Source organism: Amycolatopsis sp. NPDC024027, from assembly GCF_040638975.1.
Lineage (GTDB): Bacteria > Actinomycetota > Actinomycetes > Mycobacteriales > Pseudonocardiaceae > Amycolatopsis.
Genome location: NZ_JBEZYY010000003.1, coordinates 497,034 through 520,771, shown reverse-complemented (window position 1 = coordinate 520,771; position 23,738 = coordinate 497,034). Strand labels below are relative to the sequence as shown.

Below are 23,738 nucleotides of genomic sequence, written 5' to 3'. Positions count from 1 at the left end.
CGAGGAGCTCTGTCCCATGTCGTCCGAACCCGTGGTGGACGTCCGCGATCCGGCCGTCCTCGACGACCCGATGCGCGGCTACGACCGCATCCTCGCCGCGTCGCCGGTCTGCCGCGCCCGGCTGCCGAACGGCGCGGAGGGCTGGCTGGTCACCGGCAGCGCCGAAGTGCGCGCGGTGCTGGCGGATCCGGCCGTGCGCAACGACCCGGCCGGCCTGCCGGGCCAGGGGGCGCAGGCGCAGGAGGAGGCGTTCCTCGCGCTGGGCACGCCGCGGGAGCACCTGCCCTACCTGCGGGCGAGCCTGCTGAGCCTCGACGGTGCCGAGCACACGCGCCTGCGGCGCAGCATCAGCCACGCGTTCGGCGCGACGCGGGTCGCCACGCTGCGGCCGCGGGTGCAGCAGATCGTCGACGAGCTGCTCGACGGCCTGGGCGGCACGGCGGACTTGCTCGACGAGTACGCCTACCCGCTGGCCATGGCGGTGGTGTGCGAACAGGTCGGGGTGCCCGAAGCGGACTGGGCGGATTGGTACCGCTGGGGCAAGGTCCTGGTCGACGGCGACCCGGCGCGGATCACGCCGACGCTGGGCGAGATGTTCGCCTATTGCCACGCCCTCGTGGACCGCCGCCGGGCGGAACCGCGGGACGACCTGCTCAGCGAGGTCGTCGCCCAGGACGACCTGACCGACGTCGACGCGGTGGCCCTGGTCGTGTTCCTGGTGCTGGCCGGCCACGAGACGATGGCGAACATGCTGGCCAACGCGGCGCTGGCGCTGATGCGCGACCCGGCGCAGCGGGAGCTGCTGCGCCGCGAGCCCGAGCTGTGGCCCGCGGCGGTGCGCGAGCTGGTCCGCACGGACGGCCCGGTCCAGCTGGCCCGCTTGCGGTACGCGGCCACCGACCTGGAGGTCGGTGGCGTGCCGATCAAGGCGGGGGACGCGGTGCAGGCGGTGCTCGGCGCGGCCAACCGCGACCCGCGGCAGTTCGCCCACCCGGACCGGGCGGACATCCGCCGGCAGGCCGAGCACGGCGGCCGGGAGGGCAGCGTGGGATTCGGCTGGGGACCGCACTTCTGCCTCGGCGTCGCGCTGGCGAAGCTGGAGGCGGAGGTCGCGCTGCGGAGCTTGTTCGAGCGCTTCCCGGAGGTCGAGCCGGTCGGTGAGGCCGCGTGGGTGCCGCTGCCGCGCGCCCGGCACCGGGTCGCGTTGGCGGTGCGGCTGCGGTGACCACCCCCGACCCCGATGTTTCGGTCATCCTGCCCTGTGCCGGGCTGGGCACGCGGTTCGGGGCGCCGTACGCGAAAGAACTGCACTGCCTGGCGCCCGGGATCACCGTGCTGGACCGCAGCCTGGAAGCCGTGGTGGAACTGGCGAAGAGCGGGCTCAGCGTGCGCGTGGTCGTCGTGTTCGGCCCGCACAAGCTGGACACGGTGAAGTACCTGGCGCGCTACGCCGGCACCTTCCAGCTGGTCTTCGTCTACCAGGACGACGTGGCCGAGCCGGGGCTCGACGGCGCGATCCGGTGCGCCCTGCCGCTGACGCGCGGAACGGTGGCGCTCGTCCTGCCCGACATCGTCGTCAGCGGCGTGGACAGCCTGCTCTCCGCGCTGCGAGAAGCCGATGTCGTGGGCTGGAGCGTGGTGGCCGCCGCGGAGCGGGATCCCGGCGTGCTGCGGCAGATGGGCGCCCTGGCGGTGACCGGCGACGCCGGTGTCGTGACCGTCGAGGCCGCCGCGGAAAAGCCGGCCGACCCCGCGGGCTTCAACGCACTTTGGGGCATGGTGGCGGTCACCGAAGAGCAGGCTCACCGGCTGCCGGACGTGGCGCGGCGGGACGCGGCCAGCCCGCTGGCCGGGGCGCGCGCCCTGATGGTGGCGCGGATCGTCAACTACAACACCACCGAGGGGTGAGCATGCTCGACGACGTGGTGGCGGCCCTGGACACCGTCCTGCCGCGGCTGGCCGCGGTCACCGGCACGCCCGGGGTCGCCGTCGCGGTGGCGACGAGCGACGACCTGCGGACGGCCGCGACCGGGTTCGCGGACCTGGCCGCGCGCACGCCGATGACCGCCGAGACGGTCGCGCCGGCGGGCTCGCTCACCAAACCCGTGACCGGGCTGGCCTTCCTGCAGCTCGTCGAGGCGGGGATGGCCGGGCTGGACACCCCGGTCGACCAGGTGCTGCCCGCGGGACTGCGCGGTCCCGGCGCGGCACCCGCCACCACCGGCATGCTGGCCGCCCACCAGGGCGGCTACTACAGCGACATCGTCACCGCGGTCGCGCCCACGGCGCCGGCCGAGCCGATCCTCGACTACGTCCGGCGGCGGCACGAGACCGGCCGCGCCGTCGAGTACGGCGGGGTGCTGCCGCTGGTGACGGCACCGGGGTCCTATTCGTACTCCAGCTTCGGGGTCGGGGTGCTCGGCGGTGTGGTGGAGCACCTGGCCGGCGAGCCGTACGCGGCCCGCGTCGAGCGGGACGTGTTCGCCGCGGCCGGGATGCGGGACACGAGCATCGACGACGGCACGGTGAACGCCGGTGGCGCCACCGGTTACGCCGCCTTCGGCGACTGGTGCCTGCCGAGCCCGCCCCTGCGCACCGCGGCCTACCCGGGCGTCGGCATGCACACCAGCGCCGCGGACTTCGCGCGGCTGCTGCAAGCCCTGCTGCGCACCGCCCGAGGCGAGCGCGGGCTGGTCGGGCCGGACTCGCTCGCGGCCATGGTGGCCCCGCGGGCCGAGCGCCCGAGCCCGCACGGCGTCCGCTCGTTTTCCGGCCTCACCCTCGAACTCGCCGATCCGGCGCTGGGCGAGGACTGGTGGTGGGGGCACACCGCGGCGTTCCCGTGGGGTTTCTGGTGGGAGGCGCGGGTCTGGCCGCACCGCGACCTGGCCGCGGTCGCGGTCGGCAACCGGTGGGACATGGCCAGGTTCCACAACCCCGCGAGCCGCAGCGCGCCCGGCCTGGCCGTGGAGTGGGCGGGCCGCTGGGCGGTGTCCGGCTCGCCGGCGAAGCTCCCGGACATGGACGGGCGGCCCCGGTGGACCGGTCCCCGGCCCACGCCGGAAAGCTCGCACTGGATGGGCGTCCTGGTGGGCGAACGCACCCACGGCCTGCTCGGCGTGCCCGGCCCGCTGCCGGTCGCGACGCTGACCGCCGGCGCGCGCTCCCTCGGCGACGGCGACGCGGACGGCTGGGACCCGGCCGCGTTCGGGCGCGGCCTGGAACAGGCGCGCGCGGTGGCGCCGGACCCGGCCGCGCTCGGGGCGCTGGGCCGGGAGCTGGGCCCGGCCGCGGCGCTGTGGATGCTGGAGTGCGGGGCGGCGGGCGCCGACGTCACGATGCCGGTCGGCTTCTACGCCGGGGCATCACGGTGACGCGGGTACTGCTGTCCACGTACGGCACGCGTGGCGACGTCGAACCGCTGGTGGCCCTCGCGGTCGAGCTCCGGTCGCTCGGCGCGGACGTGCGGATGTGCACCCCGCCGGACGAGGAGTTCACGGACCGGCTGGCCGGTCTCGGGATCGAGTCGGTGCCGGTCGGGCCGCCGGTGCGGGCGTTGATGCGCGCGACGGCTCCCCCGACCCCGGCGGAGCTGACCCGGTACCGGACCGAACTGCTCGAAACGCAGTTCGACGTCCTCCCGGCGGCGGCCGGCGGCTGCGACGCGCTGGTGGCGGCCGGTCTGGCGCAGGTCGCCGCGCGGTCGGTGGCCGAAGCCGCGGGCATCCGCTACGTCTACGCGACCTACGCGGCGGTCAACCTGCCGTCGCCGCACCACGCGCCGCCACCGCGGCCCGGCTGGCCGGAGCCGGCGGGCGCGGACAACGCGGAGCTGTGGGAGCTGGACGCCCAGCGGGTGAACGCGCAGTTCCGCGAACCGCTCAACGCGCACCGGGCCGCCCTCGGCCTGCCGCCGGTGGACAACGTGCGCGACCACGTCTACTCCGATCGGCCGTGGCTGGCGGCGGACCCGGCGCTGGGGCCGTGGCCGGAAACCGCAGGTCTCGAAGTGGTCCAAACCGGTGCGTGGACCCGGGTGGACGACCGTCCGCTGCCGGCCGAGCTGACGGCGTTCCTGGACGCCGGGCCGCCGCCGGTCTACGTCGGCTTCGGCAGCATCGGCGCGGCACCGAACATCGCGCGGTGGTCGGTCGAGGCGAGCCGCGCGCGGGGGCACCGGGTGCTCGTCTCCCGCGGCTGGGCCGACCTGGCCGTGGACGACTGCTTCGCCATCGGCGACGTCAACCACCAGCGCCTGTTCGACAAGCTGGCCGCGGTGGTCCACCACGGCGGCGCGGGCACGACGCAGACGGCCGCCCGGGCCGGCGTCCCGCAGGTGGCGGTCCCCATCCGCTTGGCGGACAACCCGTACTGGGCCGGCCGGGTGGCCGCGAGCGGGGTCGGCGCGGCCCTCGACGGCCCGACGGCGACGTTCGAGGCACTGGCCGCGGCGGTCGACACGGCGCTGGCACCGGAAACCCGGGCGCGGGCGACGGCGCTGGGCGCCGGGATCCGCACCGACGGGGCCACGACGGCCGCCCGCCTGCTGCTCGACAGCCTCGGGTAAGCGGGCGACGGCGTCATGAATGACTCATTCATGACCTCCGACGCCAGGAATGAGTCATTCACTGCACCTCGGCCAGCCCCGTCACCATCTTCCGCGTCCGCCAGAAGACGCCCACTGGCACTGCTCGGACCGGCAGAACGCCTGAGCGATCAGGGCGCTTCTTCGTCCACAAGGGACTCCGGGGCGAGGTGCCAGACCTCCGCCATGGGCGTCCACCAAGCGCCCCCTTCACGCTCGGAAAGCGATTCCTGGCAGGGATCGGTCAACTTCCACCAGCGCTGCGTTTCGGGGTCCGCGGCGATGCGCGCCTGATCGGCGTCGTGGTCTTCGCCGACGTATTCGTAGTACCCGAACAGCAGATCGTCGTGCAGGAAGATGCTGAAGTTGCGGATGTTGGCCTCCCGCAGCATCCGCTCGACGCCGGGCCAGACCTCGGCGTGCAGCCGCAGGTATTCCTCGCGCTTCTCCGGGCGCAGGCGGATCAGCATGCCGTAGCGCTGGACCATGGAACTCCTTTCGGACGGGATGGGGGTCACCGCTCGAGGCGGCCGGGGTCGCCGGAGCCGGGGCGGCGGGCGAGCCACGCTTCGGTGATGTGGTCGAACATCGCCTTCGCGGCGCCTTCGCCGTCCCCGGCCGCGATCCGTTCGTAGACCCGGCGGTGCCCCTGGTTCGAGGCCACGCACAGGGCGCGCTCGCTCGGGCCCACGTAGCGGGCGGTGTTGACGACCTGGCTCTCCAGCGCGCGCACCACGCCCCGGGCGAGGCGGTTGCCCGAGACCTGCATGATCGTGTCGTGGAACGCGAGGTCCTGTTCGCGGTAGGCGACGGGATCGTCGACGAGCTCGTCCATCAGGTCCACCAGCTCCCCCAGCCGCGCGACGACCTCCGGGCCGGCGGTCCGGGCGGCGACCAGCGCCATGTCCGCTTCGAGCAGCCGGCGCGTCACCACCAGGTCGTCGAGGACGGCGGAGGTCTCGTCCTCGGCGATCACCGCGGCCAGGACGAGCTCGTCGAGCATGTTCCACATCGACGCCGGGTTCACCACCGTGCCCGCGCCTTGGCGGACCTGGACCAGACCTTTCGCCTGCAGCAGCTTCACCGCCTCGCGGACCACGGTCCGGCTCACCGAAAAGCTTTCGCACAGCACCGGTTCGGCCGGCAGCGACGTCCCGGGCGGGTGGACCCCGCGCACCACGCGTCCCACGAGTTCGGCGGTGACCGCGCTCGCCAGGTTCGCGGGGCGGCGCACCCAGTCGGGAACAGCGGGTGGCCGGTCTGATGCCGTCATCGTTCCTCCGGTCGCACTGGCGCCGACCTCCGCCGAACGCACGTGAAGCTTACACAGCCCAGGCGTTGACGTCATACGTCATACGAGTTACGTTTTGCCGCACTGAGCCGGGCCACTCCCCGTCCGGCCACCGTCTGGAGAAGTGAGCAGCGATGAAGCAGCGCACACTATTCTCGGCCGCCCTCGTCGCGGCGTTGGCGTTGACCGCGGGCTGTGGAAGCGCCGCCGGCCCGGCCGCCCCCACCGGCGACGCGAGCGGCAAGCTCGTGGTCTGGGACTGGAAGTCCGGCGACGCGAAAGCCGCGAGTTACGTGGCGAAGGCCAAGGCCGAGTTCGCCAAGCAGCACCCCGGCGTCACCGTCGAGTTCGTGGCCCAGCCCTACGACCAGTACTACACCCTGCTGGGCGCGGCGATCCAGGCCAAGAGCGGGCCGGACGTCATGCTCTTCAACGGCGGCGGCCAGATCCGCGACCGGGTCGGCGACCTCGCGCCGCTGGACTCCTACGTCGCCGACGACCGGTCGCGCCTCAGCGGCTGGGACGCCTTCACCAAGGACGGGAAGGTCTACGCCGAGCCGGTCACCTTGCAGGGACACCCCTTCTACTACGACAAGTCGCTCTACGAAAAGGCCGGGCTGAACCCGCAGGCGCCGCCCCGGACCTGGGACGAGTTCGTCCGCGACTGCGGCACCATCGCCGCGAAGACCGGCGCGAAGTGCCTGGCGCTGGGCAACAAGGAAGGCGCCGGGATCCAGTTCTTCCTGTCGGCCGTGGGTTCGGCGACCCTGACGCCGCAGGAGGCCACCGACTGGATCGCGGGCAAGCGCGACTGGACCTCCCCGGACGTCAAGCGGGTCTTCGAGCTCTGGAAGCAGGTCAACGACACCGGGCTGAACACCGACGGCCCGAACTCCACCGCGATGTTCAACGACGCGTTCGCGCTCTTCCAGTCCGGCAAGGCCGCGAACGTCATCGGCCTGATGTCCGACGTCGGGCACTGGAAGGACTTCGCCGAGTTCCTGGGCGCGGACAAGGTCGGCGTGATGACCACGCCGGTGGTCAACCCGGCCGCCACCCCGAGCCTCCCCTACGACGGCGGCATCGGCTACGCGGTCGCGAAGAGCACGAAGGATCCCAAGCTGGCCGCGGACCTGGTCCGGTCGCTGAGCTCGACCGACGCCTTGAAGTCCTTCTACGCCGACAGCGGCGCGATCGCCGCCGACACGTCGATCGACGTGTCGGCGGGCGGCCCGGCCGTGGCGACGATCGTCTCGGAGGTCAAGACCGGCAAGCCCGCGCTCCACGTCGCGCTCTCCTCGAAGACGCTCGACCTGATGGGCCGGCTCTCGCAGCAGCTGCTGAGCGGGTCGATCGGCGTCGACGAGGTGCTGCAGCAGCTGGCCGCGTCGGACAAGGGCTGACCACGTGACCGGGTACTCTCCCGCTCCGGTGGACCGGGCTCCGGCCCGGCCCACCGGAGGGGCCGCGCCGGCCCGGCGCGCCCCCCGCGGAACGCGGCTCGAGCGCTTCGCGCCGCTCGTCCTCGTCGCCCCGGCCGTGCTGATCGTCCTCCTGCTGCGGCTGTGGCCGCTGCTGCTCGGCGTCAACTTCTCCTTCACCGGGGACGGCGCCCGCAACGGCACGGCCGTCGGCTTCGACAACTACGCGACGCTGTTCGACGACCCGCTGTTCCACACCGCCGTGCGCAACGTCGGGCTGCTCGTGCTGCTGCTCCCGGTCGCCGTCGCCATCCCCGGCCTGCTCGCCACCTTCATCCACCTGAAGGTCCCCGGGCACCGGATCTACCGCGGCGTCTACTTCTTCCCGGCCGTGCTGTCCCCGGTGATCGTCGGGGCGATCTTCAACCTGCTGCTGGCCTTCGACGGGCCGGTGAACGCCTTGCTGGGCCTCGTCGGCCTCGGCCCGGTGGACTGGCTGGGGAATCCGAGCGTGGCGATCTTCGCCGTCGTCGGGGTGCACGTCTGGGCGACGTTCGGCATGGCACTGGTCGTCTTCCTCGCCGGTTTCTCCACTTTGGACTCCTCGCTGCTGGACGCGGCCAAAGTGGACGGTGCGTCGCTGCTGCAGACCATCCGGCACGTGATCGTCCCCGGCCTGTCCCGCACCATCCAGTTCGTCTTCGTCACCACGATGATCGGGATGCTGACCTCGATGTTCGGCCTGCTGTACGTGATGACCAACGGCGGCCCGGCCGGGTCGACCTACCTGCCCGAGTTCTACGTCTGGTTCCAGCAGGGGCACCTGAACCAGCCGGCGCTCGCCTCGGCGGCGTCCACGGTGCTGTTCCTGATCATGCTCGTGGTGGGGCTGGCGCAGATCGGCATCCTGCGGCGCGCCGGAAAGGAGGACTGATGCGGGGTTCCCGGCTCACGAAGTGGCTCGCCGCCATCCCCATGGCCGCGCTCGCCCTGGCGACGATCTATCCCCTGGTGTTCACCGCGAACGTCGCGATGAAGGACCGCCGCGAATACACCCTCGACCGGTTCGCGCCCGCCGGCGCACTCCGCTGGGACAACATCAGCCGGGCGTGGACGAGCGTGGGGATGTCCCGGTACTTCCTCAACTCGGTCGTCGTCGTGGCGTGCTCGGTCGCGGTCCTGCTGCTGCTCGGGTCGATGGCGGGCTTCGCGCTCGGCCGCCTGCGCTTCCGCGGGTCGTCCGCGGTCTACCTGGGCATCCTCGCCGCGCTGTTCGTGCCGTTCCAGGTGATCATGGTCCCGCTCGCGCGGCTGATGGCGGGCACCGGGCTCATCGACACCTACCCGGGGCTGGTGCTCGCCTACGTGGCGCAGTTCCTGCCGTTCACGGTGTTCCTGATGACCAGCTTCTACTCGGCCGTGCCGGCGGAGATCGTCGACGCCGCCCGCGTCGACGGGTCGACCGTCTACGGCGTCTACTGGCGGATCATGCTCCCCCTGGGTGCCCCGGCGCTGCTGTCGGTCGGGGTGCTCAACGCGCTGTTCTGCTGGAACGACGTGCTGATCTCGCTGCTGCTGATGCCGTCGGTGGAGCACCGGACCCTCATGGTCGGGGTGACCGCGCTGCGCGGGCAGTATTCGGCCGACATCCCCACGTTCGCCTCGGGCGTGCTGATCGCCGCGGTGCCGGTGCTGCTCGTCTACCTGTTCCTGCAACGCCAGATCGCCGACGGGGTCACCGCCGGGTCCACGAAGGGATGAAATGCGCATCACTGGTTTCCGGGCCCTCACGACCGTGCAGGAGTGGGGCCGCCCGATCGGTGACGCCAACGGCGTCCACGCCGACGGTGTCGTCCGGATGCCGATCGTCGTCGTCGAGACCGACGAAGGCGTCACCGGCGTCGGGCTCGGCTCGCACGTGCTGGCGGAGACCGTCTTCGCCGCGCTCGAGGGCGAAGACCCGCGTGGCGTGACCGCGCTCTACGACCGGATGCTGCGGCGGATGTTCAAGGCCGGGCACGCCGGCGCGGTGTTCGGCACCATCGGCGCCTTCGACACGGCGTTGTGGGACATCAAGGCGCAGCTGGCGGGCGAACCGCTCTGGCGGCTGCTCGGCGGGCGGGACCGCCGTGTGCCCGCCTACGCCTCGGGTCTCGACATCGCCCTGGACGACGACGAGCTGGCCGAGCTGTACCGGACCTACGCCGGCCACGGGCTGCGCGCGGCGAAGCTCAAGGGCGGCCTGGACATCGACCGCGACCGCCGCCGCCTCGGCCTCGTCCGCGACGTCCTCGTCGAGGCCGGCGGCGGTGACCGCCCGGGCCTGATGCTGGACGTCAACGAGAACTGGACGCGCAAGCAGGCGGTGCGCCACGTCGGCGAGCTCGAACGGACCCTCGACCTGACCTGGATCGAGGAACCCGTGCGGCGCTGGGACGTGGACGGCCACGCGGCCGTCGGCCGCGGCGTCCGCGCCTCGGTCGCCACCGGGGAGAACCTCACCGGGCTGGAACAGCACCGGCCGCTGATCACGGCCGGCGCGGTCGACATCGTCCAGACGGCCGCGGGCTGGGGCGTCACCCACTTCCTGCGGGTCGCCGCCCTCGCCCACGCCCACGACCTGCCGGTCAGCCCGATCGGGACGACCCCGGTCGGGCTGGCGCACGCCGCGACCGCGGTGCCCAACCACCTGGTCACCGAGCTGCAGGACCTGCGCCCCCCGCTCGGCGTCTCCCTGGCCCACGAAATCGGCGACGGCGCGTTCATCCTGAGCGACTGCCCGGGCCTGGGCATCCGCCTCGACGAAGCAGCCATCGCGGCCGCCGGCCACCGGCTCCCGGACCCGGGGTCCGACGGGACGCACATCCGCCCGGACCGCGCCGGTCATTACCTGTTCCCGGCGTCCGGCAACGGCGACCGCGCGACGGTGGAGGCCTGAGGCCCCCGTGATCGAAAGGCCGACACGCGTGTTAGACGGGTCGGCACGCGTGATTGGCAGGTCGACACGGGGTCGGCCGCCGTGTCGACCCTCGGATCACGCGTGGCGGCTCCCGGATCACGCGTGGCGGCTCCGGAATCACGCGCGGCTCAGCCGACGGGGAACTTGACCTCGGTCAGCTCCTCTGAAACCGCCCAGAGCCGCCGCTGGATCGCTGCGTCGTAGGACTGCGGGCTGGAGGCGACCACCTGCGGACGCCCGCGGTAGCCGCCCGGGCCGGCCGGGCCGTAGTACTGGCCGCCGAGGGCGGCCGGGTCGGTGGCCGCGCGCAGGGTCGGGAGGGCGCCGCGCTCCGAGCTCTGGGTGATCAGCGGGGCCACCACCGGGAAGAGCGCGCGCAGCAGCGGCGGCAAGTTGCGCACCAGTTCCGTGCGGGCCACGCCGGGGTGCGCGGCGATCGACGCCGTCGTGCCGTGCGGGGCCAGGCGGCGCTGCAGCTCGTAGGCGAACATCAGGTTGGCCAGCTTGGCCTGCCCGTAGGCCGCGACGCGGTCGTAGGAGTTCTCCCACTGCAGGTCGTCGAAGTGGATCCCCGCGCGGAGGCGGTGGGCGATGCTGGCGACCGTCACCACGCGCGAGCCCTCGACCGGGAGCAGCAGGTCCAGCAGCAGGCCGGTCAGGGCGAAGTGCCCGAGGTGGTTCGTGCCGAACTGCAGCTCGAAGCCGTCCCGGGTGGTCTGCCGGGGCGGGTACATGACGCCGGCGTTGTTGATCAGCAGGTCGATCTTCGGCAGCGTGGTGTGCAGGTCGGCCGCGGCGGCCCGGACCGACTCCAGCGACGACAGATCCAGCTCCTGCACCGTGACGTCGGCCGCCGCGCCGAGCCGCGCGGCCGCCTGCTTGCCCTTTTCGACGTCGCGGACGGCGAGCACCACCGTCGCCCCGCGCTCGGCCAGCACCTTCGCCGTGTCGAACCCGAGGCCGGTGTTGGCGCCGGTGATCACGGCCACGCGGCCGCGCTGGCTGGGGACCTCGTGCTCGGTCCAGTTGTCGCTCATGACGGTCCTCCCGGGTCGCGGCCCTTTCGGACCGTCGGTCTGTTATGACTCCGACGCTAAGGAACCGCCGGTCTATTGTCAAGAGACTGCCGGTCTCCAATCTCGCGGCCCGCGCGTTACGCTGGTCTCATGACGTTCCAGCGGGCGCGCAGCGCGGAGCAGCGAGAGGAGCGGCGCCGCACCATCCTCGACACGGCGCTGAAGATGCTCGACGAGATGCCGGTGGCCGAGGTGAGCCTCAACGAGCTCAGCCGGCGGGTCGGCCTGGCCAAGTCGAACGTCCTGCGCTACTTCGAATCCCGTGAGGCCGTGCTGCTCGAACTGCTCGACCGCGCCCTGCGGGACTGGCTGGCCGAGGTCTCCGACGAGGTGGCCGCGGGGGTCGCCGCCGACCGGCCGGCCCGGGAGCGGGCCGAGGCGTTCGCGGCGCTGGTCTCCCGCTCGCTGGCCCGCCGCACGGTGCTGTGCGACCTCATCGGCGCGCAGGCGGGTGTCCTGGAGCACAACGTGTCCACCGACGTCGTGGTGCGGTTCAAGCGGTCCGCCCTCGGCGGGCTGGACGCGATGGCCGGACTGCTCCGGCAGGCCGTGCCCGAAGTCGGCGGCGAAGCGGCATCGGTGTGCCTGCTGGCCATGATCCTGGCCGGCGGCCTGTGGACCCACTGCCGCCCGTCGCCCAGCGCCCTCGCGGCGTACGAAGCGGACCCGGCGCTGACCACGCTCCGGCTGGACCTGGCGCCGGCCTTGGAGCACGGGCTGGCCCTGCTGATCACCGGTGCCATGGCCCGCAACGGCTGATTTCCCCGCACCGTCGCGGGTGGTCCGGACCAGTGCGGGTGCCGGAACGGCCGTGTCGTCACAAATGCCGTGAAAACACCGTGCGCGCGGGTGGTAGACCCGACATACCCGCGCCGCACCGATTTCCGACCGGCGGCGCCTTGCCCGGCAAAGGAGTTCCGCATGTTCGTGCGTCGCTGCCTCGGAGCGCTCGGCGCCCTCGCTGTCGCCGTCGGCTCGGCCGTCGCCGTCCCCGCCACCGCGGCCGCCGCCGATTCCTGCTCCGCCTACACCAACCGCGCCGTCCTCGGTGGCTACGAGCAGACCCTGACCTGCGTCGGCAGCTCCTTCCGCGTGGTGGCCGGCCTGGGGACCACGCTGACCGCCGCGGCCGCCGAAGCCACCTCACTGGTGCAGGACCCGGCCATCGCCGCCTTGAAGTGCACGTCCTACAACGGCAGCAGCACCCAGCTCGGCGGCTTCGGCGTGACGCTGCAGTGCACCGGCCCGGCCGGCCTCACCTTCCGGCAGGGCATGGGCACCACCCTCACCGACGCCGCCCACGAGGCACACACGCTCGCGCAGATCTACGCGGGCACCGGCCAGCTGTGCTCCGACTACGCCTCGAACCCGGTCACCGGCGGGTTCAGCGTGACCCTCCAGTGCAACGCCCCGGCCGGCCTCTACTTCGTCACCGGCACCGGCACGAAGCTCACCGACGCCGCCGCCTCGGCCCGCACCTTGATCCACTTCTGACGTCTCACATCCGCTCGGCGAGGTCGCGCGCGACCTCCACGGCGATCTCCCGCGCCCGGACCGCGAGCGGGGATTCGGTGCGCCCGGCCGGCCAGTGCAGGGAGAGCTCGCGGGTGGGCGACGGCTTCAGCGGGTGGATGGCGAGCTGCTCGTCGGCCCAGGCGTCCTGGCCGTGCAGGGCGAGCCACGGCAGCACCGCCCAGCCGATGCCCGCCCGCACCATCGACAGGATGGTTTCGTGGCCCGTCGTGCGGAACACGAACCGCGGCTGCGCGCCGGCGCGGGCGAACGTCCGCTCCAGCCACCGCTGGTGGTGGGTGAGCGGCCAGGCGACCATCGGGACCTCGTCGAGCAGCTTCACCCGCACCGGGCCGCCGCCGGGAACCGCACCGGCGCCCGTCACCAGCAGGTAGGGCTCGTCGAACAGCTTGACGTGCTCGATGTCGCCGTCGACCGGGCCGTCGTGGAACAGCAGGTCGAGCTCCCCGATCCGCGGGTCCTCCGGCGGCACGTCGGACAGCCTGATGTCGCAGCCGGGGTGCTCGTCCAGCAGCCGGCGGATGACGGCGGGCAGGATCAGGTTCGACACGCTCTGGAAGGTGCCGATGTCGATGCGGCCGTGGCCCGCTCGGAACCGGCCGACGGCGTCGGTCAGCGTCGCCGCCTTCGCCAGCAGCTCGCGGCCGTGGGCCAGGACCACCTCGCCGAGCCGGGTGATCCGGACCGGCCTCGGGCCGCCGGGGCGGTCGAAGACCGGGCCGCCGACGGCCTTCTCCAACGCGGCGATCTGCTGGCTCACCGAGGACTGCGTGTAACCGAGCCGGGCCGCCGCCTGCCCGAACGTGCCTTCCTCGGCGATGGCGGCCATGGTCCGCAGGTGACGAAGCTCGAAGTCGGCCATAGCGGCCTAACATAGCCGATGGCGATCGATTCGATCGGAATTCATCGCTTTTCGTGATGTCTTCACGGACCTAGCGTGGTTCCCATGACGACCACGAGCACGATCGATCCGGCGACCACGGCGGGCCGGCCCCGCCTCCCCGAGCTCGTCTGGGCCCTGGCGGCCACGCACTTCGTCGGCCGGGCCGGCGGTGTGGTGCGGGCGTTCCTGGTGCTGTACCTGACGCAGGCGCAGCACCTCTCCCCCGCGACCGCCGGCTCGGTGGTCGCGGCGGTCGGGCTGGGCGACATCGGCTCCCAGCTGCTCGGCGGCTGGCTGGGCGACCGGATCGGCCGGCGCAACACCATGCTGGCCGGTTTCATCGGGGCCGCCGCGGCGCTCACCGCACTCGGCTCGGCGGACTCGCTGCCCGGGATCTGGGCGGCCGCCGTGGGCGTCGGGCTGACGATCGAGCTGTTCCGCCCGGCCGGGTCGGCCGCGGTGGCCGATCTGCCGGCACCCCAGCGGATCCGCGCGTTCGGCGTGCTCTACTGGGCGGCCAACCTCGGCTTCTCGGTCGCCACGATCGCCGCGGGGTTCCTCGCCAAGTACGGGTACGGGCTGCTGTTCTGGATCAACGTGCTGGCCTCGCTGGCCGCGGCGCTGATCGTCTGGCGCCGGGTACCGGAAACCCGGCCGGCGGGATCGGTGCGGACGCGGCGGCCGCTGCTGCCCGTCGTGCTGCGCGACCGGTTGATGCTCGCGATGCTGGCGCTCCACACCGGCTACTTCACGCTGTTCCTGCAGACGTTCACGACGTTGCCGCTGCTGATGGCGACCGGCGGTCTCGGCCCGGCGGCCTACGGCGGAGTCCTGGCCCTCAACGGGATCGGCGTCGTGGCGCTCCAGCCGCCGGCGGTCCGGTGGCTCGCCGGCCGCAACGGCACCACGGTGTCGGCCGCCTCGATGCTCCTGGTCGGGCTGGGCGCCGGGCTCGGCGCCGTGAGCACGGGCACCGCCGCCTTCGCCGGCTCGGTCCTGATCTGGACGCTCGGGCAGATCGGGATCGCCGTCCGGTTCGGCGACACCTTCGCCGGCCTCGCCCCGGCCGAGCTGCGCGGCGGGTACCTGGGCCTGGCTTCGACGACCTGGAGCGTCGGCGCGGTGCTCGGCCCGCTGGCCGGAACCGCACTGCTCCAGCCGGCCGGGCCGGTCGTCCTCGGGGCGGCCTGCGCGGTCGGCGGGTTCGCCCTGTTCGCCGCTCAGCGGGCGCTCGGACCGGCCCTGCGGCGCCGGACCGCCGCCCGCGTCTGAACCCCGCACAACCACAACGGAAAGGCCATCCCATGAGCACGTACGTGTTGATCCACGGTGGCGGCGACGCCGGCTGGTCCTGGCACCTCGTCGGCGCCGAGCTGCGGGCCCGGGGCCACGAGGTGGTGGCCCCGGACCTGCCCGCCGACGACGCGACGGCCACGCTCACCGACTACGCCGACGCGGTGGTCGAAGCCGTCGGCGACCGGACGGACCTGGTCGTCGTCGGCCACTCGTTCGGCGGGTTCACCGCACCGCTGGTCGCCGACCGGCTCGCGGCCGGCCTGCTGGTCCTGGTGGCCGGGATGATCCCGGCGCCCGGCGAATCGCCCGAGGACTGGGGCCGGAACACCGGGTGCGGCGAGGCGGTGCGGACCCAGGCGGCGCGCGACGGTGGCCGCACCGGCCACGCCGACCCGCACGTCAGCTTCTACCACGACGTCCCGCGGGCCCTCGCGGACGAAGCGCTGGGCAGGGAGCGGGCCCACCCGTCCCCCACCGCGATGCGGGAACCGTGGCCGCTGGACGCGTGGCCGGCGGTGCCCACCCGGTTCGTGCTGTGCCGCGAGGACCGCTGCTTCCCGCCGGACTTCTTGCGCAGGCTGGCGACCGAGCGGCTCGGCATCGTCCCGGACGAGATCGCCGCCGGTCACTGCGTCGCGCTCAGCCGCCCCGCCGCACTGGCCGGCCTCCTCGAGAGCTACCGGTGACTCAGAAGCCGGGGAACACCCGGCGCAGCTCGTCGAGCGTGACGGCGCCTTCGACGGTGACGCCCTTGTCGTACGGCGCCTTGAGGCGGCCGCTGACCAGCCGGATGAACGCCTCCGCCGGCCCGGCGAACGTCGCGGACGGCGCCTCGAGGTGGTCCACCACGGTGACCGCGTCGTCGATCACCAGGCCGGCGCCGGGAACCGCGAGGGACACCGGGTCCGCGAGCTCGGCCGGCTTCGCGAGGAAGCTCAGCATGAATCCGATGGGCCCGGTCATGAGGTCGACCAGCACCGCGGCCGAGTCCGCATCGACCCCGGCACCGGAGTCGAAGGCGACGCGCACGTCCCACGAGTGGTTGGCCACCTCGCTCAGCCGCATGCCCAGCGCGGTCACCAGCGGCACCGGCTCCGGCAGGAAGCCGAGGTCGACGGTCAGCGACGAGTGCTGCTCGGGCGTGAACGCCTCGACCGTTTCGAGCCAGCGGCTGTTGTGCTCCAGGAAGCCTTCGGCCTGCGCCCGCGGCGTGGACCCGTCCCAGCGGGCCCAGATCGTCTGGTTGTCTTCGGCGGCCACGGTCTCGCCGGCGGCCCGCGCGAGGGGTGCGCGGCCGATCTCGGCGCCGCTGCCGAGGTGGGACAGGGCCTGGGCGACGGTCCACTCCGCGGCACCGCTGGGCGCGGCCAGCTGGTCGTCGGTGAGGCCGCGGACGAGTGCGGCGAGCGTGTCGTGCTCGGAACGGAGAGCGGTGATCGTGCGGTCCACGAGTTGGGTCATGCCACCGTCAACTCCCGGAGGGACGCAGGTGTTCCGCTGCTCACCGTGCTTGCTAGGTTTCCCCGGTGAGCCTCCTCGATGACGTGGCCGAGCGCGACGGCTGGCGCTGCTGGGTGTGCGACGAGCCGGTCGACCCCGGCATGTCGGTGAACGACCCGCGCGGGCCCAGCGTCGACAGCCGGACCGCCGACCGCAAGGCCAAGGTCGCCGAGCGGCTCGCGCACCGCGGGTGCAACACCCGCAAGGGGGCGGTCAAGGTGGTCATCGCCTGGCCGGACCGCCTGCACGTGGCCGAACCCGCGCCGCTGATCACCGTGGCCGGGCGGCTGGAGCGCAAGGGCGGCCGGGAGATGGTGGCCCGTTGCCCGACCGAGCAGGACGCCCGGGAAGCGGCGGACTGGCTGGTGGACCGGTTCTCCCGGCTGGTACCGGGGCTGCCGGTCACCGCCGACGTCCAGCCCGGCGGCGGCCAGTTCCTCGTCATCCTGGCCACCGGCCGCCGCTGATCGGCGCTGACCGCCGCTGATCGGCGCTGACCGGCGCGGTGGACCCCGCGGCCGCCGCCGTGGTAGAAGTAGAACCTGTTTCACTTCTGCCCGCCTGGAGGTGCGCGGATGAGCGTCCCGACGGTGACCGACCTGCTGCTGGCCCGCACGGGAGACGAGCGTCCGGGACTGCGGTTCGAAGACGAAACGTGTTCCTGGGCCGAGCACGTCCGAACCTCCGCGCGCTGGGCGGCCGGGCTCCGCGACGCATTGCGCCCGGACGAACCGCCCCACGTCGGCGTCCTGGCCGACAACGTGCCGGCGTTCTCCCTGCTCCTGGGGGCCTGCGCGTTCGCCGGAGCGGTGCTGGTCGGGCTCAACCCGACCCGGCGCGGGGAAGCCCTCGCGCGGGACATCCGGCTCGCCGACTGCCAGTTCGTGCTCGCCGAGCGGAAGTACCGGTCCCTGCTGGCCGGACTGGACCTCGGCGGGATCGGCGTGCGCGACCTGGAATCCTGGGCGCCGTCGAACGAACCGGCCGAGCCCGTCCCCGCGGCCGCGGACGATCTGCTGATGCTGATCTTCACCTCCGGCACCAGCGGCGACCCGAAAGCGGTGCGCTGCACCCACGGCAAGATCGCGTTCCCCGGCGCGATGCTCGCCGAGCGCTTCGGGCTGTCCACATCGGACACCGTCTACGTCACGATGCCGCTGTTCCACTCGAACGCCATCATGGCCGGCTGGGCCGTCGGGCTCGCGGCCGGCGCGGCCATCGCCCTGCGCCGCCGGTTCTCCGCCTCCGGCTTCCTGCCCGACGTGCGGAAGTTCGGGGCGACCTACGCGAACTACGTCGGCAAGCCACTGTCCTATGTGGTCGCCACGCCGCCGCTTCCGGACGACGCCGACAACCCCCTGCGCCTCGTTTACGGGAACGAAGGGGCGAGCGCCGACCTCGCCGCGTTCGAGAAGCGCTTCGGCTGCAAGGTCGTCGACGCGTTCGGCTCCACCGAAGGCGGCGTGGGCTTCGCCCGCACCGACGACACCCCGCCGGGCTCGCTGGGCCGGCCGGCCGGCGACGTGGCCATCCTGCACCCGGACACCGGCCGCCCCTGCCCACCGGCCGAGTTCGACGCCGACGGCCACCTGGTCAACGCGGCGGAGGCCGTCGGCGAACTGGTCAACACCGCGGGCGCCGGCTGGTTCGCCGGGTACTACCGCGACCCGCAAGCCGACGCCGAGCGGCTGCGCGACGGCCGCTTCCACACCGGCGACCTCGCCTACGCCGACGCGGCCGGCTTCTGCTACTTCGCCGGCCGGCTCGGCGACTGGCTCCGCGTCGACGGGGAAAACCTCGGCACGGCCCCGATCGAACGCATCCTGCTGCGGCACCCCGCGATCACCGACGCCGCCGTCTACGCGGTACCCGACCCGGTGACCGGCGACCAGGTGATGGCCGCCATCGTCACCGACGGCACGCCACTGGAGCCGGTGGGTTTCGGCCGCTTCCTGGCCGGCCAGGCCGACCTCGGCCCCAAACAGGTGCCCCGGTACGTGCGCACGGTCCGGCAGCTCCCGCGGACCTCGACGTTCAAGGTCGTCAAGCGGCGGCTGTCCGCCGAGGGCCTCGACTGCGCCGACGTGATCTGGGAGCGGGCGGGCAAGGAAATCGCCTACACCCGCCTGACCCCGGCGGCCCGCGCTAAACTCTGACATCAGTGTCAGAGGCTTCGTGGCACGGTCACGCGAGGAGACGGATGTGCGGATCGGCGAACTGGCGGCCCGGACCGGCGTGAGTGTCCGGTCCCTGCGCTACTACGAGCAGCAAGGGCTGCTCACCAGCACCCGCAGCGCGAGCGGCCAACGGCACTACACCGCCGTCGAGGTCGAGCGGGTCGGGTTCATCCAGCGCATGTTCGCCGCCGGCCTGTCCAGCAGTACGATCGCCGACCTGTTCCCCTGCATCGACTCCCCCGGCGAGGAGACCTCCGACGCGGCCGAGCGGCGGATGGTCCAGGAACGCGACCGGCTCACCGACCACATCGCCGAGCTGATCCGCACGCGCGACTCCCTGGACCAGCTCATCGCCACCAACCGCGCCCACCGCGCCACCCTCCCGGCACCGGGCTAGGTCTCGGCCCCTCCGAGCGGGCGGCCCCGATCACGTGCGCCGGCGCCAAGGCCGGGCACCACGCCGCTACGACCGGTTGAGCGCCCACGGCATCAGCTTCCCCGCGAGCGCCCGGCTGAACGGACGGCCCAGCTCCTGCAGTTCGACGCAGGCGGCCTCGCCGATCCGGGCGTAGGGGGCGACACTGTTCTCGTCGGTCGCCTTCTCGATCTCCGCCCGGCGGGCCGCACCCGCGGGCGTGAACGTCAAGTCGGTGTCGCCGGTGAGCCAGTCGCGCTCCCGGAGGCCGGCGACGGCCCGGTTCCAGTCCTCTTCGGACCACGACCGGGAGGTGCGCAGGGTCTCGGCGGGGACCGCACCCGAAGCCGCGTGGGTGATGAGGGCTTCGATGCCGCTCAGCCCGGCCGTCAGCAGGGCGGCGACGTGTGCGTCGCCGCGGTACTCCCGGAGCAGGGTCTGGGCGTGCCACAGGACCAGGTGAGGTTCGGTGGGCCACGGCAGCGCCGCGTGGGCGGCGAAGAGCGGGCGGCCGGTGACGTCGTCGGCGACCGTCTCGGCGGCCTCGCGCAGCAGGGCGGCGGCCTTGCGCATCTCCGGCGCGGTGATCGCGTCGCCCAGGATGGCGCGCAACGCCCGGTCGGCCGCGGCGTGCCGCGCGGCCAGGACGGCGGCCGGGTCGGTGGTGGACCAGGCGGCGGCGATCGACTCCCGGACGAGGGCCGGGTTGAAGTTGTAGAAGGTCGCGACCACGACCGGTGCCGGGACCGCGCCGAGCGCCGCCGACCGCGACGCGAAATAGCCGGCGCGACCGGTGACGCCGAGCTCCGCGTAGGCGGCCGCGGCCTCCGGGGCGAAGTAGATCATTCCGTGGTACGGCTCGAGAATTCGCCAGGTCCGGCGCGCCACTTCGATCACGCGGTCAACATACCATCCGGTCGGTATGACGTGGGCCCGCCGAACCGCGGCCCATCCGGCCGGCCGGTTCCTCGATAGCGAACGGATAGCGCGGCTGAGCCACGATCTCCCGGTCGATTCCCGCTACTGAGAGGAGTGATCATGGCTCGCATGATCAACACCCTGGGTGACCGGCTGCTGGGGCTGTTCCTGCGCGAGGTCAAGGCCGGCGCGTGCATCCCCGAGCACGGCCAGGTCTGCAAGACCCTGCACTACGACTGCTACGGCAACTGCAAGTAACCGCGGCACCCACGCCTTTCCCGCCGCGCCCCTTGCGGCGGGAAAGGCGTTCCGAAGGGGGTTCACGATGATCGGCGCCCAGTTCGTGCTCGCCGCCCGGGTCCTGATCGGGCTGGTGTTCGCGGTCGCGGCCGTCGGCAAGCTCGCCGGGCGGGCGCGCCTGCTGGAGTTCGCGGATTCGCTGGCGCCGCTCGGCCGGTCGCCGGTGGGCTGGCTGCCGATCGCCGCCGGGACCGCCGTCGCCGAGCTGGCCGTGGCCGCGCTCGTCGGGTTCTCCCCCACCCACCGGCTCGGACTCGGGCTGGCGGCGGCGGTGATGCTCGTGTTCTGCGCCGGGATCGCCCGTTCGATGCGGCTGGGCCGCCGCGTCACCTGCCGCTGCTTCGGCCGCTCCGGCGCGGTTCTCGGCCGTGCCCACCTCGTCCGCAACGCACTCCTCGCCGGGTCGGCCGCCGCGGCTCTCGCCATCCCGCCGGGGCCCGGTCTCGGTCTCGACACCGGCGCGGCCGCCGCGCTCGTCGGCGCGTTCGCCGCACTCGTCGCGATCAACTGGGACAGCCTGGCCGGCCTGGTCGGCCGGGCGGACACCGCCAACCGCTGAAAGAGGTAACTCATGTCGTTCCTGGTGGCCGTGGTCGCGGTGCTGGCCGTGCTGACGGTGCTCAACCTCCTGCTGTCCTCGGCGATCATCCGGCTGCTGAACGAGCAACGCCGGCCCGTGACGCCCGACCTGCCGGCCGTGGGCACCGAGATCGGGACGTTCGAGGTGACCGACGCCGACGGCCGGACCGTCACCGACCGCGAGCTGGACGACGTGCTCGTCGCCTTCCTTTCGCCGACCTGCGGGCCGTGCCGGCGCATCGCCGGCCAGCTCACCGAGCCGACCGTCGCGTTCGTCATCGACGGCGGTGACCGGGACAAGGCCGTCGAGTACGCGGCCGGGCTGGGCTCCGCGGTGCGCGTCGCCTTCGTCGGCGACCGCAGCCCGGTGTCGGCCGCCTTCAACGCGGGCGACGTGACGCCGACCCTGGTCCGCGTCCGGGACCACCGGATCGCCGCCGCCGGCCACGACCTCGACGCCGTGCGCCCGCAGCACGTCCGATGAACCTGTTCCGGGCGGCGGGCCCCGCGTTCGGCATCGCCTGGCGCGCGTCCCGGGTGGCCACCGGCGGCTCGGTCGCGCTGGCGGTGCTCGCCTCGGCCGTGCCGGCGGTGTCGGCGTGGCTGGGAAAACTGCTGTTCGACGAGCTGGCCGGCGGCCGGGACAGCGGTGGCCCGGACCGGGGCCTGATCGTGCTGCTGGCCATCGGCTCGGCGGCCGGCCTCGCCATCGCGGCCGCGATCACCGCCGTCGCCTCCTACTGCACCGCGATCGTGCGGGCCAAGTCCGCGCTCGAGGCGGAGGACCGGCTGGTCGGGGCGGTCGGGGCGCTCCCCGGGTTGCGCCGGCTCGAGGACCCGGCGTTCCTGGACCAGGTGCGGCTGGCCGAGCAGGGCGCGCAGGAAGCGGCGCCCGCGGTGCTGGCCCTGACGGTCGAGTCGGTGCGCACCCTGGTCGCCGTGCTCGGGTTCGGTGGCGCGGTCCTGCTCGTGTGGCCGCCGATGGCCGGGCTGCTCGCCGCGTCGCTGGCGGCGGCGGCGATCTCCCAGCTGACGTTGTCCCGCCTGCGAGCGCGGGAGGCCGAGGCGATGATGGCCACCCAGCGCCAGCGGTTCCTGTTCCGTTCGCTGTGCTCGGACATCCGCGCGGCCAAGGAGACCCGGCTCTTCGGCCTGGCGGACCTGTTCCGGTCGCGCATGGTGACCGCCGTGCAGACCGCCACGGCCAGTGAATGCGCCATGCAGCGCCGGATCGCCGCCGCCGGGATCGCCGCCGCGATCGTGTCGGCGGTGGTGGCCGGCATCGCTCTCGTGGTCGCCGCGACCGGCGCCGCCCGCGGGTCGCTGTCCATCGGCGACGTCACCCTCTTCACCGCCGCGGTGGCCGGCATCCAGTCACCGGTGGGCGCGCTGCTGGGCCAGCTCGGCCGGGCCGGCGGCTCGCTCGACTTGTTCCGGCACTACCTCGACGTCGTCACGACCGAACCCGACCTGGTCTCCGGGACGGCCGCCGTGCCCGCGCTGACGACCGGCATCGAACTGCGGGACGTGTGGTTCCGGTACGACCCGGCCGGCCCGTGGGTGCTGCGCGGGGTCGACCTGGTCATCCCCGCCGGTGCCGCGGTCGGGCTGGTCGGGGTGAACGGCGCGGGCAAGTCGACGCTCGTGAAGCTGCTGTGCCGCTTCTACGACCCCGACCGCGGCCGGATCCTGTGGGACGGCGTGGACATCCGCACCTGCGACCCGGCCGCGTTGCGGGCCCGCCTCGGTGCCACCTTCCAGGACTTCACCAGCTACGACCTGACCGCGGCCGACAACATCGGCATCGGCGACGTCGGCCGCCTCGGCGATCTCGACCGCGTTCGCGCGGCGGCCCGCCTGGCCGAGATCGACCCGGCGCTGTCGGCGTTGCCGCGCGGCTACGAAACCCTGTTGTCCCGGGCCTTCCTGGACGTCGACGACAAGGCCGGGGCGGCGCTGTCCGGCGGCCAGTGGCAGCGGGTCGCGCTGGCCCGCTCGCTCATGCGCGACGAAGCCGACCTGCTCATCCTCGACGAACCCAGCTCCGGCATGGACGCCGACGCCGAAACCCGGACCCACGAGGCACTGCGCGCCCACCGGGCCGGCCGGACGAGCGTGCTGATCTCCCACCGCCTGTCCGCCCTGCGCGGCGCGGACCGGATCGTCGTGCTCGCCGGCGGCCGGGTGCTCGAACAGGGCACCCACGACGAGCTGCTCACCGCGGGTGGCGAATACGCCCGCCTGTTCTCGTTGCAGGCCAAGGGATATGCGATGGCGGAGGCGTGATGGCCGGGCTCGCGGTGGTCGCGGTGGTGCTGCTGCTGCCGGTCCTGTTGGTTGTCCTGCGCCGCCGGTATGTGGTGGCCCGCGTCTGGGGCCACAGCATGTCCCCGACCTTCCACGACGGCGAGCGGGTCGTCGCGACCCGGCGACCCCACTACCGCGTCGGGGACGTGATCGTCTTCCGGCCGGGCTCCGCAACCACCGACGTCGCGTGGCGCATCAAACGGATCGCCGCGGTCGCCGGCGATCCGGTCCCGGCCTGGCTGGAGACGGACCACCTCGTCGTCCCGGCCGGCCGCGTGGTGGTCGTCGGCGACAACACCGGCCACAGCGCGGATTCCCGCCAGCTCGGCTACATCGACCTCACCACCGTCGCCGGCGCGGTCCCTCACCGCGCCGCACCCGAAGGCAACTGACCACCGATCTCCGCCTGCACCCGCTCCACACCAACACGCTCCACCGGACTGTCAAACCGATCCTGCAGACGCAAGGCCGCGTAAGCGAGACGACGAGCAGCGGCCC

26 protein-coding genes are annotated in these 23,738 nt (G+C 73.2%); 20 read left to right on the top strand and 6 right to left on the bottom strand.

Features of this window, described 5'->3' with window-relative positions:
- Window positions 1-16: 16 nt before the first annotated feature.
- The 4 genes from AB0F52_RS11695 to AB0F52_RS11680 are packed head-to-tail and all read left to right on the top strand — an operon-like array spanning window position 17 to window position 4,567.
- Window positions 17-1,225: a cytochrome P450 gene (locus tag AB0F52_RS11695; protein ID WP_360168133.1), complete on the top strand. Its 1,209-nt coding sequence runs from the start codon at window positions 17-19 to the stop codon at window positions 1,223-1,225.
- Window positions 1,222-1,908, top strand: a complete 687-nt coding sequence (locus AB0F52_RS11690) for a hypothetical protein (protein ID WP_360168130.1) — start codon at window positions 1,222-1,224, stop codon at window positions 1,906-1,908. The genes AB0F52_RS11695 and AB0F52_RS11690 overlap by 4 nt, the downstream gene beginning before the upstream one ends.
- A gap of 2 nt (window positions 1,909-1,910) precedes the next feature.
- A complete protein-coding gene (locus AB0F52_RS11685; RefSeq protein ID WP_360168127.1) occupies window positions 1,911-3,374 on the top strand; it encodes a serine hydrolase domain-containing protein in 1,464 nt (487 codons plus the stop codon).
- Entirely contained in the window at window positions 3,371-4,567 is a 1,197-nt protein-coding gene (locus AB0F52_RS11680; protein ID WP_360168124.1) for a glycosyltransferase, read from the top strand. The genes AB0F52_RS11685 and AB0F52_RS11680 overlap by 4 nt, the downstream gene beginning before the upstream one ends.
- Before the next feature lie 149 nt (window positions 4,568-4,716).
- On the opposite strand, the gene AB0F52_RS11675 is transcribed toward AB0F52_RS11680, so the two are convergent.
- Window positions 4,717-5,073: an L-rhamnose mutarotase gene (locus AB0F52_RS11675; RefSeq protein ID WP_360168121.1), complete on the bottom strand. Its 357-nt coding sequence runs from the start codon at window positions 5,071-5,073 to the stop codon at window positions 4,717-4,719.
- A gap of 26 nt (window positions 5,074-5,099) precedes the next feature.
- Window positions 5,100-5,858 carry a FadR/GntR family transcriptional regulator gene (locus AB0F52_RS11670; RefSeq protein WP_360168118.1) on the bottom strand — a complete coding sequence of 253 codons (759 nt, stop codon included), beginning with the start codon at window positions 5,856-5,858 and terminating at the stop codon, window positions 5,100-5,102.
- Between the two features lie 152 nt (window positions 5,859-6,010).
- On the opposite strand from AB0F52_RS11670, the gene AB0F52_RS11665 reads away from it, so the two are divergent.
- From AB0F52_RS11665 to AB0F52_RS11650, 4 genes are read left to right on the top strand one after another with little or no spacing between them, the layout of a single operon-like run.
- The gene (locus AB0F52_RS11665) at window positions 6,011-7,279 is read left to right on the top strand and encodes an extracellular solute-binding protein (RefSeq protein ID WP_360168115.1); all 1,269 of its coding nucleotides are present in this window, start codon (window positions 6,011-6,013) and stop codon (window positions 7,277-7,279) included.
- 4 nt (window positions 7,280-7,283) lie between these two features.
- A complete protein-coding gene (locus AB0F52_RS11660) occupies window positions 7,284-8,231 on the top strand; it encodes a sugar ABC transporter permease (protein WP_360168112.1) in 948 nt (315 codons plus the stop codon).
- The gene (locus tag AB0F52_RS11655) at window positions 8,231-9,058 is read left to right on the top strand and encodes a carbohydrate ABC transporter permease (protein WP_360168109.1); all 828 of its coding nucleotides are present in this window, start codon (window positions 8,231-8,233) and stop codon (window positions 9,056-9,058) included. Before AB0F52_RS11660 ends, AB0F52_RS11655 begins: the two co-directional genes overlap by 1 nt.
- A gap of 1 nt (window position 9,059) precedes the next feature.
- Entirely contained in the window at window positions 9,060-10,235 is a 1,176-nt protein-coding gene (locus AB0F52_RS11650) for a mandelate racemase/muconate lactonizing enzyme family protein (RefSeq protein ID WP_360168106.1), read from the top strand.
- Between the two features lie 149 nt (window positions 10,236-10,384).
- Here AB0F52_RS11650 and AB0F52_RS11645 read toward each other — a convergent pair whose 3' ends face one another.
- Window positions 10,385-11,293, bottom strand: coding sequence for an SDR family NAD(P)-dependent oxidoreductase (locus AB0F52_RS11645; RefSeq protein ID WP_360168103.1), 909 nt, complete (start codon window positions 11,291-11,293; stop codon window positions 10,385-10,387).
- Window positions 11,294-11,422: 129 nt separating this feature from the next.
- On the opposite strand from AB0F52_RS11645, the gene AB0F52_RS11640 reads away from it, so the two are divergent.
- Window positions 11,423-12,091: a TetR/AcrR family transcriptional regulator gene (locus tag AB0F52_RS11640; protein WP_360168100.1), complete on the top strand. Its 669-nt coding sequence runs from the start codon at window positions 11,423-11,425 to the stop codon at window positions 12,089-12,091.
- 162 nt (window positions 12,092-12,253) lie between these two features.
- Window positions 12,254-12,826, top strand: a complete 573-nt coding sequence (locus AB0F52_RS11635) for a hypothetical protein (protein WP_360168097.1) — start codon at window positions 12,254-12,256, stop codon at window positions 12,824-12,826.
- Between the two features lie 4 nt (window positions 12,827-12,830).
- Here the strand turns inward: AB0F52_RS11635 and AB0F52_RS11630 are convergent, their stop codons facing one another.
- Complete coding sequence (locus tag AB0F52_RS11630; protein WP_360168094.1) at window positions 12,831-13,727, bottom strand: LysR family transcriptional regulator; 897 nt, start codon at window positions 13,725-13,727, stop codon at window positions 12,831-12,833.
- 84 nt (window positions 13,728-13,811) lie between these two features.
- Between AB0F52_RS11630 and AB0F52_RS11625 the strand changes: the two genes are divergently transcribed.
- Entirely contained in the window at window positions 13,812-15,020 is a 1,209-nt protein-coding gene (locus AB0F52_RS11625; RefSeq protein WP_360168091.1) for an MFS transporter, read from the top strand.
- 32 nt (window positions 15,021-15,052) lie between these two features.
- Entirely contained in the window at window positions 15,053-15,730 is a 678-nt protein-coding gene (locus tag AB0F52_RS11620; RefSeq protein WP_360168088.1) for an alpha/beta hydrolase, read from the top strand.
- 1 nt (window position 15,731) lies between these two features.
- Here the strand turns inward: AB0F52_RS11620 and AB0F52_RS11615 are convergent, their stop codons facing one another.
- Window positions 15,732-16,505: a maleylpyruvate isomerase family mycothiol-dependent enzyme gene (locus AB0F52_RS11615; RefSeq protein ID WP_360168085.1), complete on the bottom strand. Its 774-nt coding sequence runs from the start codon at window positions 16,503-16,505 to the stop codon at window positions 15,732-15,734.
- Window positions 16,506-16,570: 65 nt separating this feature from the next.
- On the opposite strand from AB0F52_RS11615, the gene AB0F52_RS11610 reads away from it, so the two are divergent.
- The 3 genes from AB0F52_RS11610 (at window position 16,571) to AB0F52_RS11600 (ending at window position 19,118) form a co-directional block, all read left to right on the top strand.
- Window positions 16,571-17,011: a hypothetical protein gene (locus tag AB0F52_RS11610; RefSeq protein WP_013225797.1), complete on the top strand. Its 441-nt coding sequence runs from the start codon at window positions 16,571-16,573 to the stop codon at window positions 17,009-17,011.
- Window positions 17,012-17,119: 108 nt separating this feature from the next.
- The gene (locus AB0F52_RS11605) at window positions 17,120-18,700 is read left to right on the top strand and encodes a long-chain-fatty-acid--CoA ligase (RefSeq protein WP_360168081.1); all 1,581 of its coding nucleotides are present in this window, start codon (window positions 17,120-17,122) and stop codon (window positions 18,698-18,700) included.
- A gap of 46 nt (window positions 18,701-18,746) precedes the next feature.
- Complete coding sequence (locus tag AB0F52_RS11600) at window positions 18,747-19,118, top strand: MerR family transcriptional regulator (protein WP_360168078.1); 372 nt, start codon at window positions 18,747-18,749, stop codon at window positions 19,116-19,118.
- A gap of 66 nt (window positions 19,119-19,184) precedes the next feature.
- Here AB0F52_RS11600 and AB0F52_RS11595 read toward each other — a convergent pair whose 3' ends face one another.
- On the bottom strand, window positions 19,185-20,033 hold the full coding sequence (locus AB0F52_RS11595; RefSeq protein WP_360168075.1) for a hypothetical protein: 849 nt from the start codon (window positions 20,031-20,033) through the stop codon (window positions 19,185-19,187).
- Between the two features lie 141 nt (window positions 20,034-20,174).
- Between AB0F52_RS11595 and AB0F52_RS11590 the strand changes: the two genes are divergently transcribed.
- From AB0F52_RS11590 to AB0F52_RS11570, 5 genes are all read left to right on the top strand, one after another.
- On the top strand, window positions 20,175-20,312 hold the full coding sequence (locus AB0F52_RS11590) for a hypothetical protein (protein ID WP_155258927.1): 138 nt from the start codon (window positions 20,175-20,177) through the stop codon (window positions 20,310-20,312).
- Window positions 20,313-20,379: 67 nt separating this feature from the next.
- Window positions 20,380-20,913: a MauE/DoxX family redox-associated membrane protein gene (locus AB0F52_RS11585; RefSeq protein ID WP_360168071.1), complete on the top strand. Its 534-nt coding sequence runs from the start codon at window positions 20,380-20,382 to the stop codon at window positions 20,911-20,913.
- 12 nt (window positions 20,914-20,925) lie between these two features.
- Window positions 20,926-21,417, top strand: a complete 492-nt coding sequence (locus tag AB0F52_RS11580) for a hypothetical protein (protein ID WP_103343198.1) — start codon at window positions 20,926-20,928, stop codon at window positions 21,415-21,417.
- Window positions 21,414-23,219, top strand: coding sequence for an ABC transporter ATP-binding protein (locus tag AB0F52_RS11575; RefSeq protein WP_360168068.1), 1,806 nt, complete (start codon window positions 21,414-21,416; stop codon window positions 23,217-23,219). The genes AB0F52_RS11580 and AB0F52_RS11575 overlap by 4 nt, the downstream gene beginning before the upstream one ends.
- Window positions 23,219-23,632, top strand: coding sequence for a S26 family signal peptidase (locus AB0F52_RS11570; protein ID WP_360168065.1), 414 nt, complete (start codon window positions 23,219-23,221; stop codon window positions 23,630-23,632). The genes AB0F52_RS11575 and AB0F52_RS11570 overlap by 1 nt, the downstream gene beginning before the upstream one ends.
- Window positions 23,633-23,738: the final 106 nt, after the last annotated feature.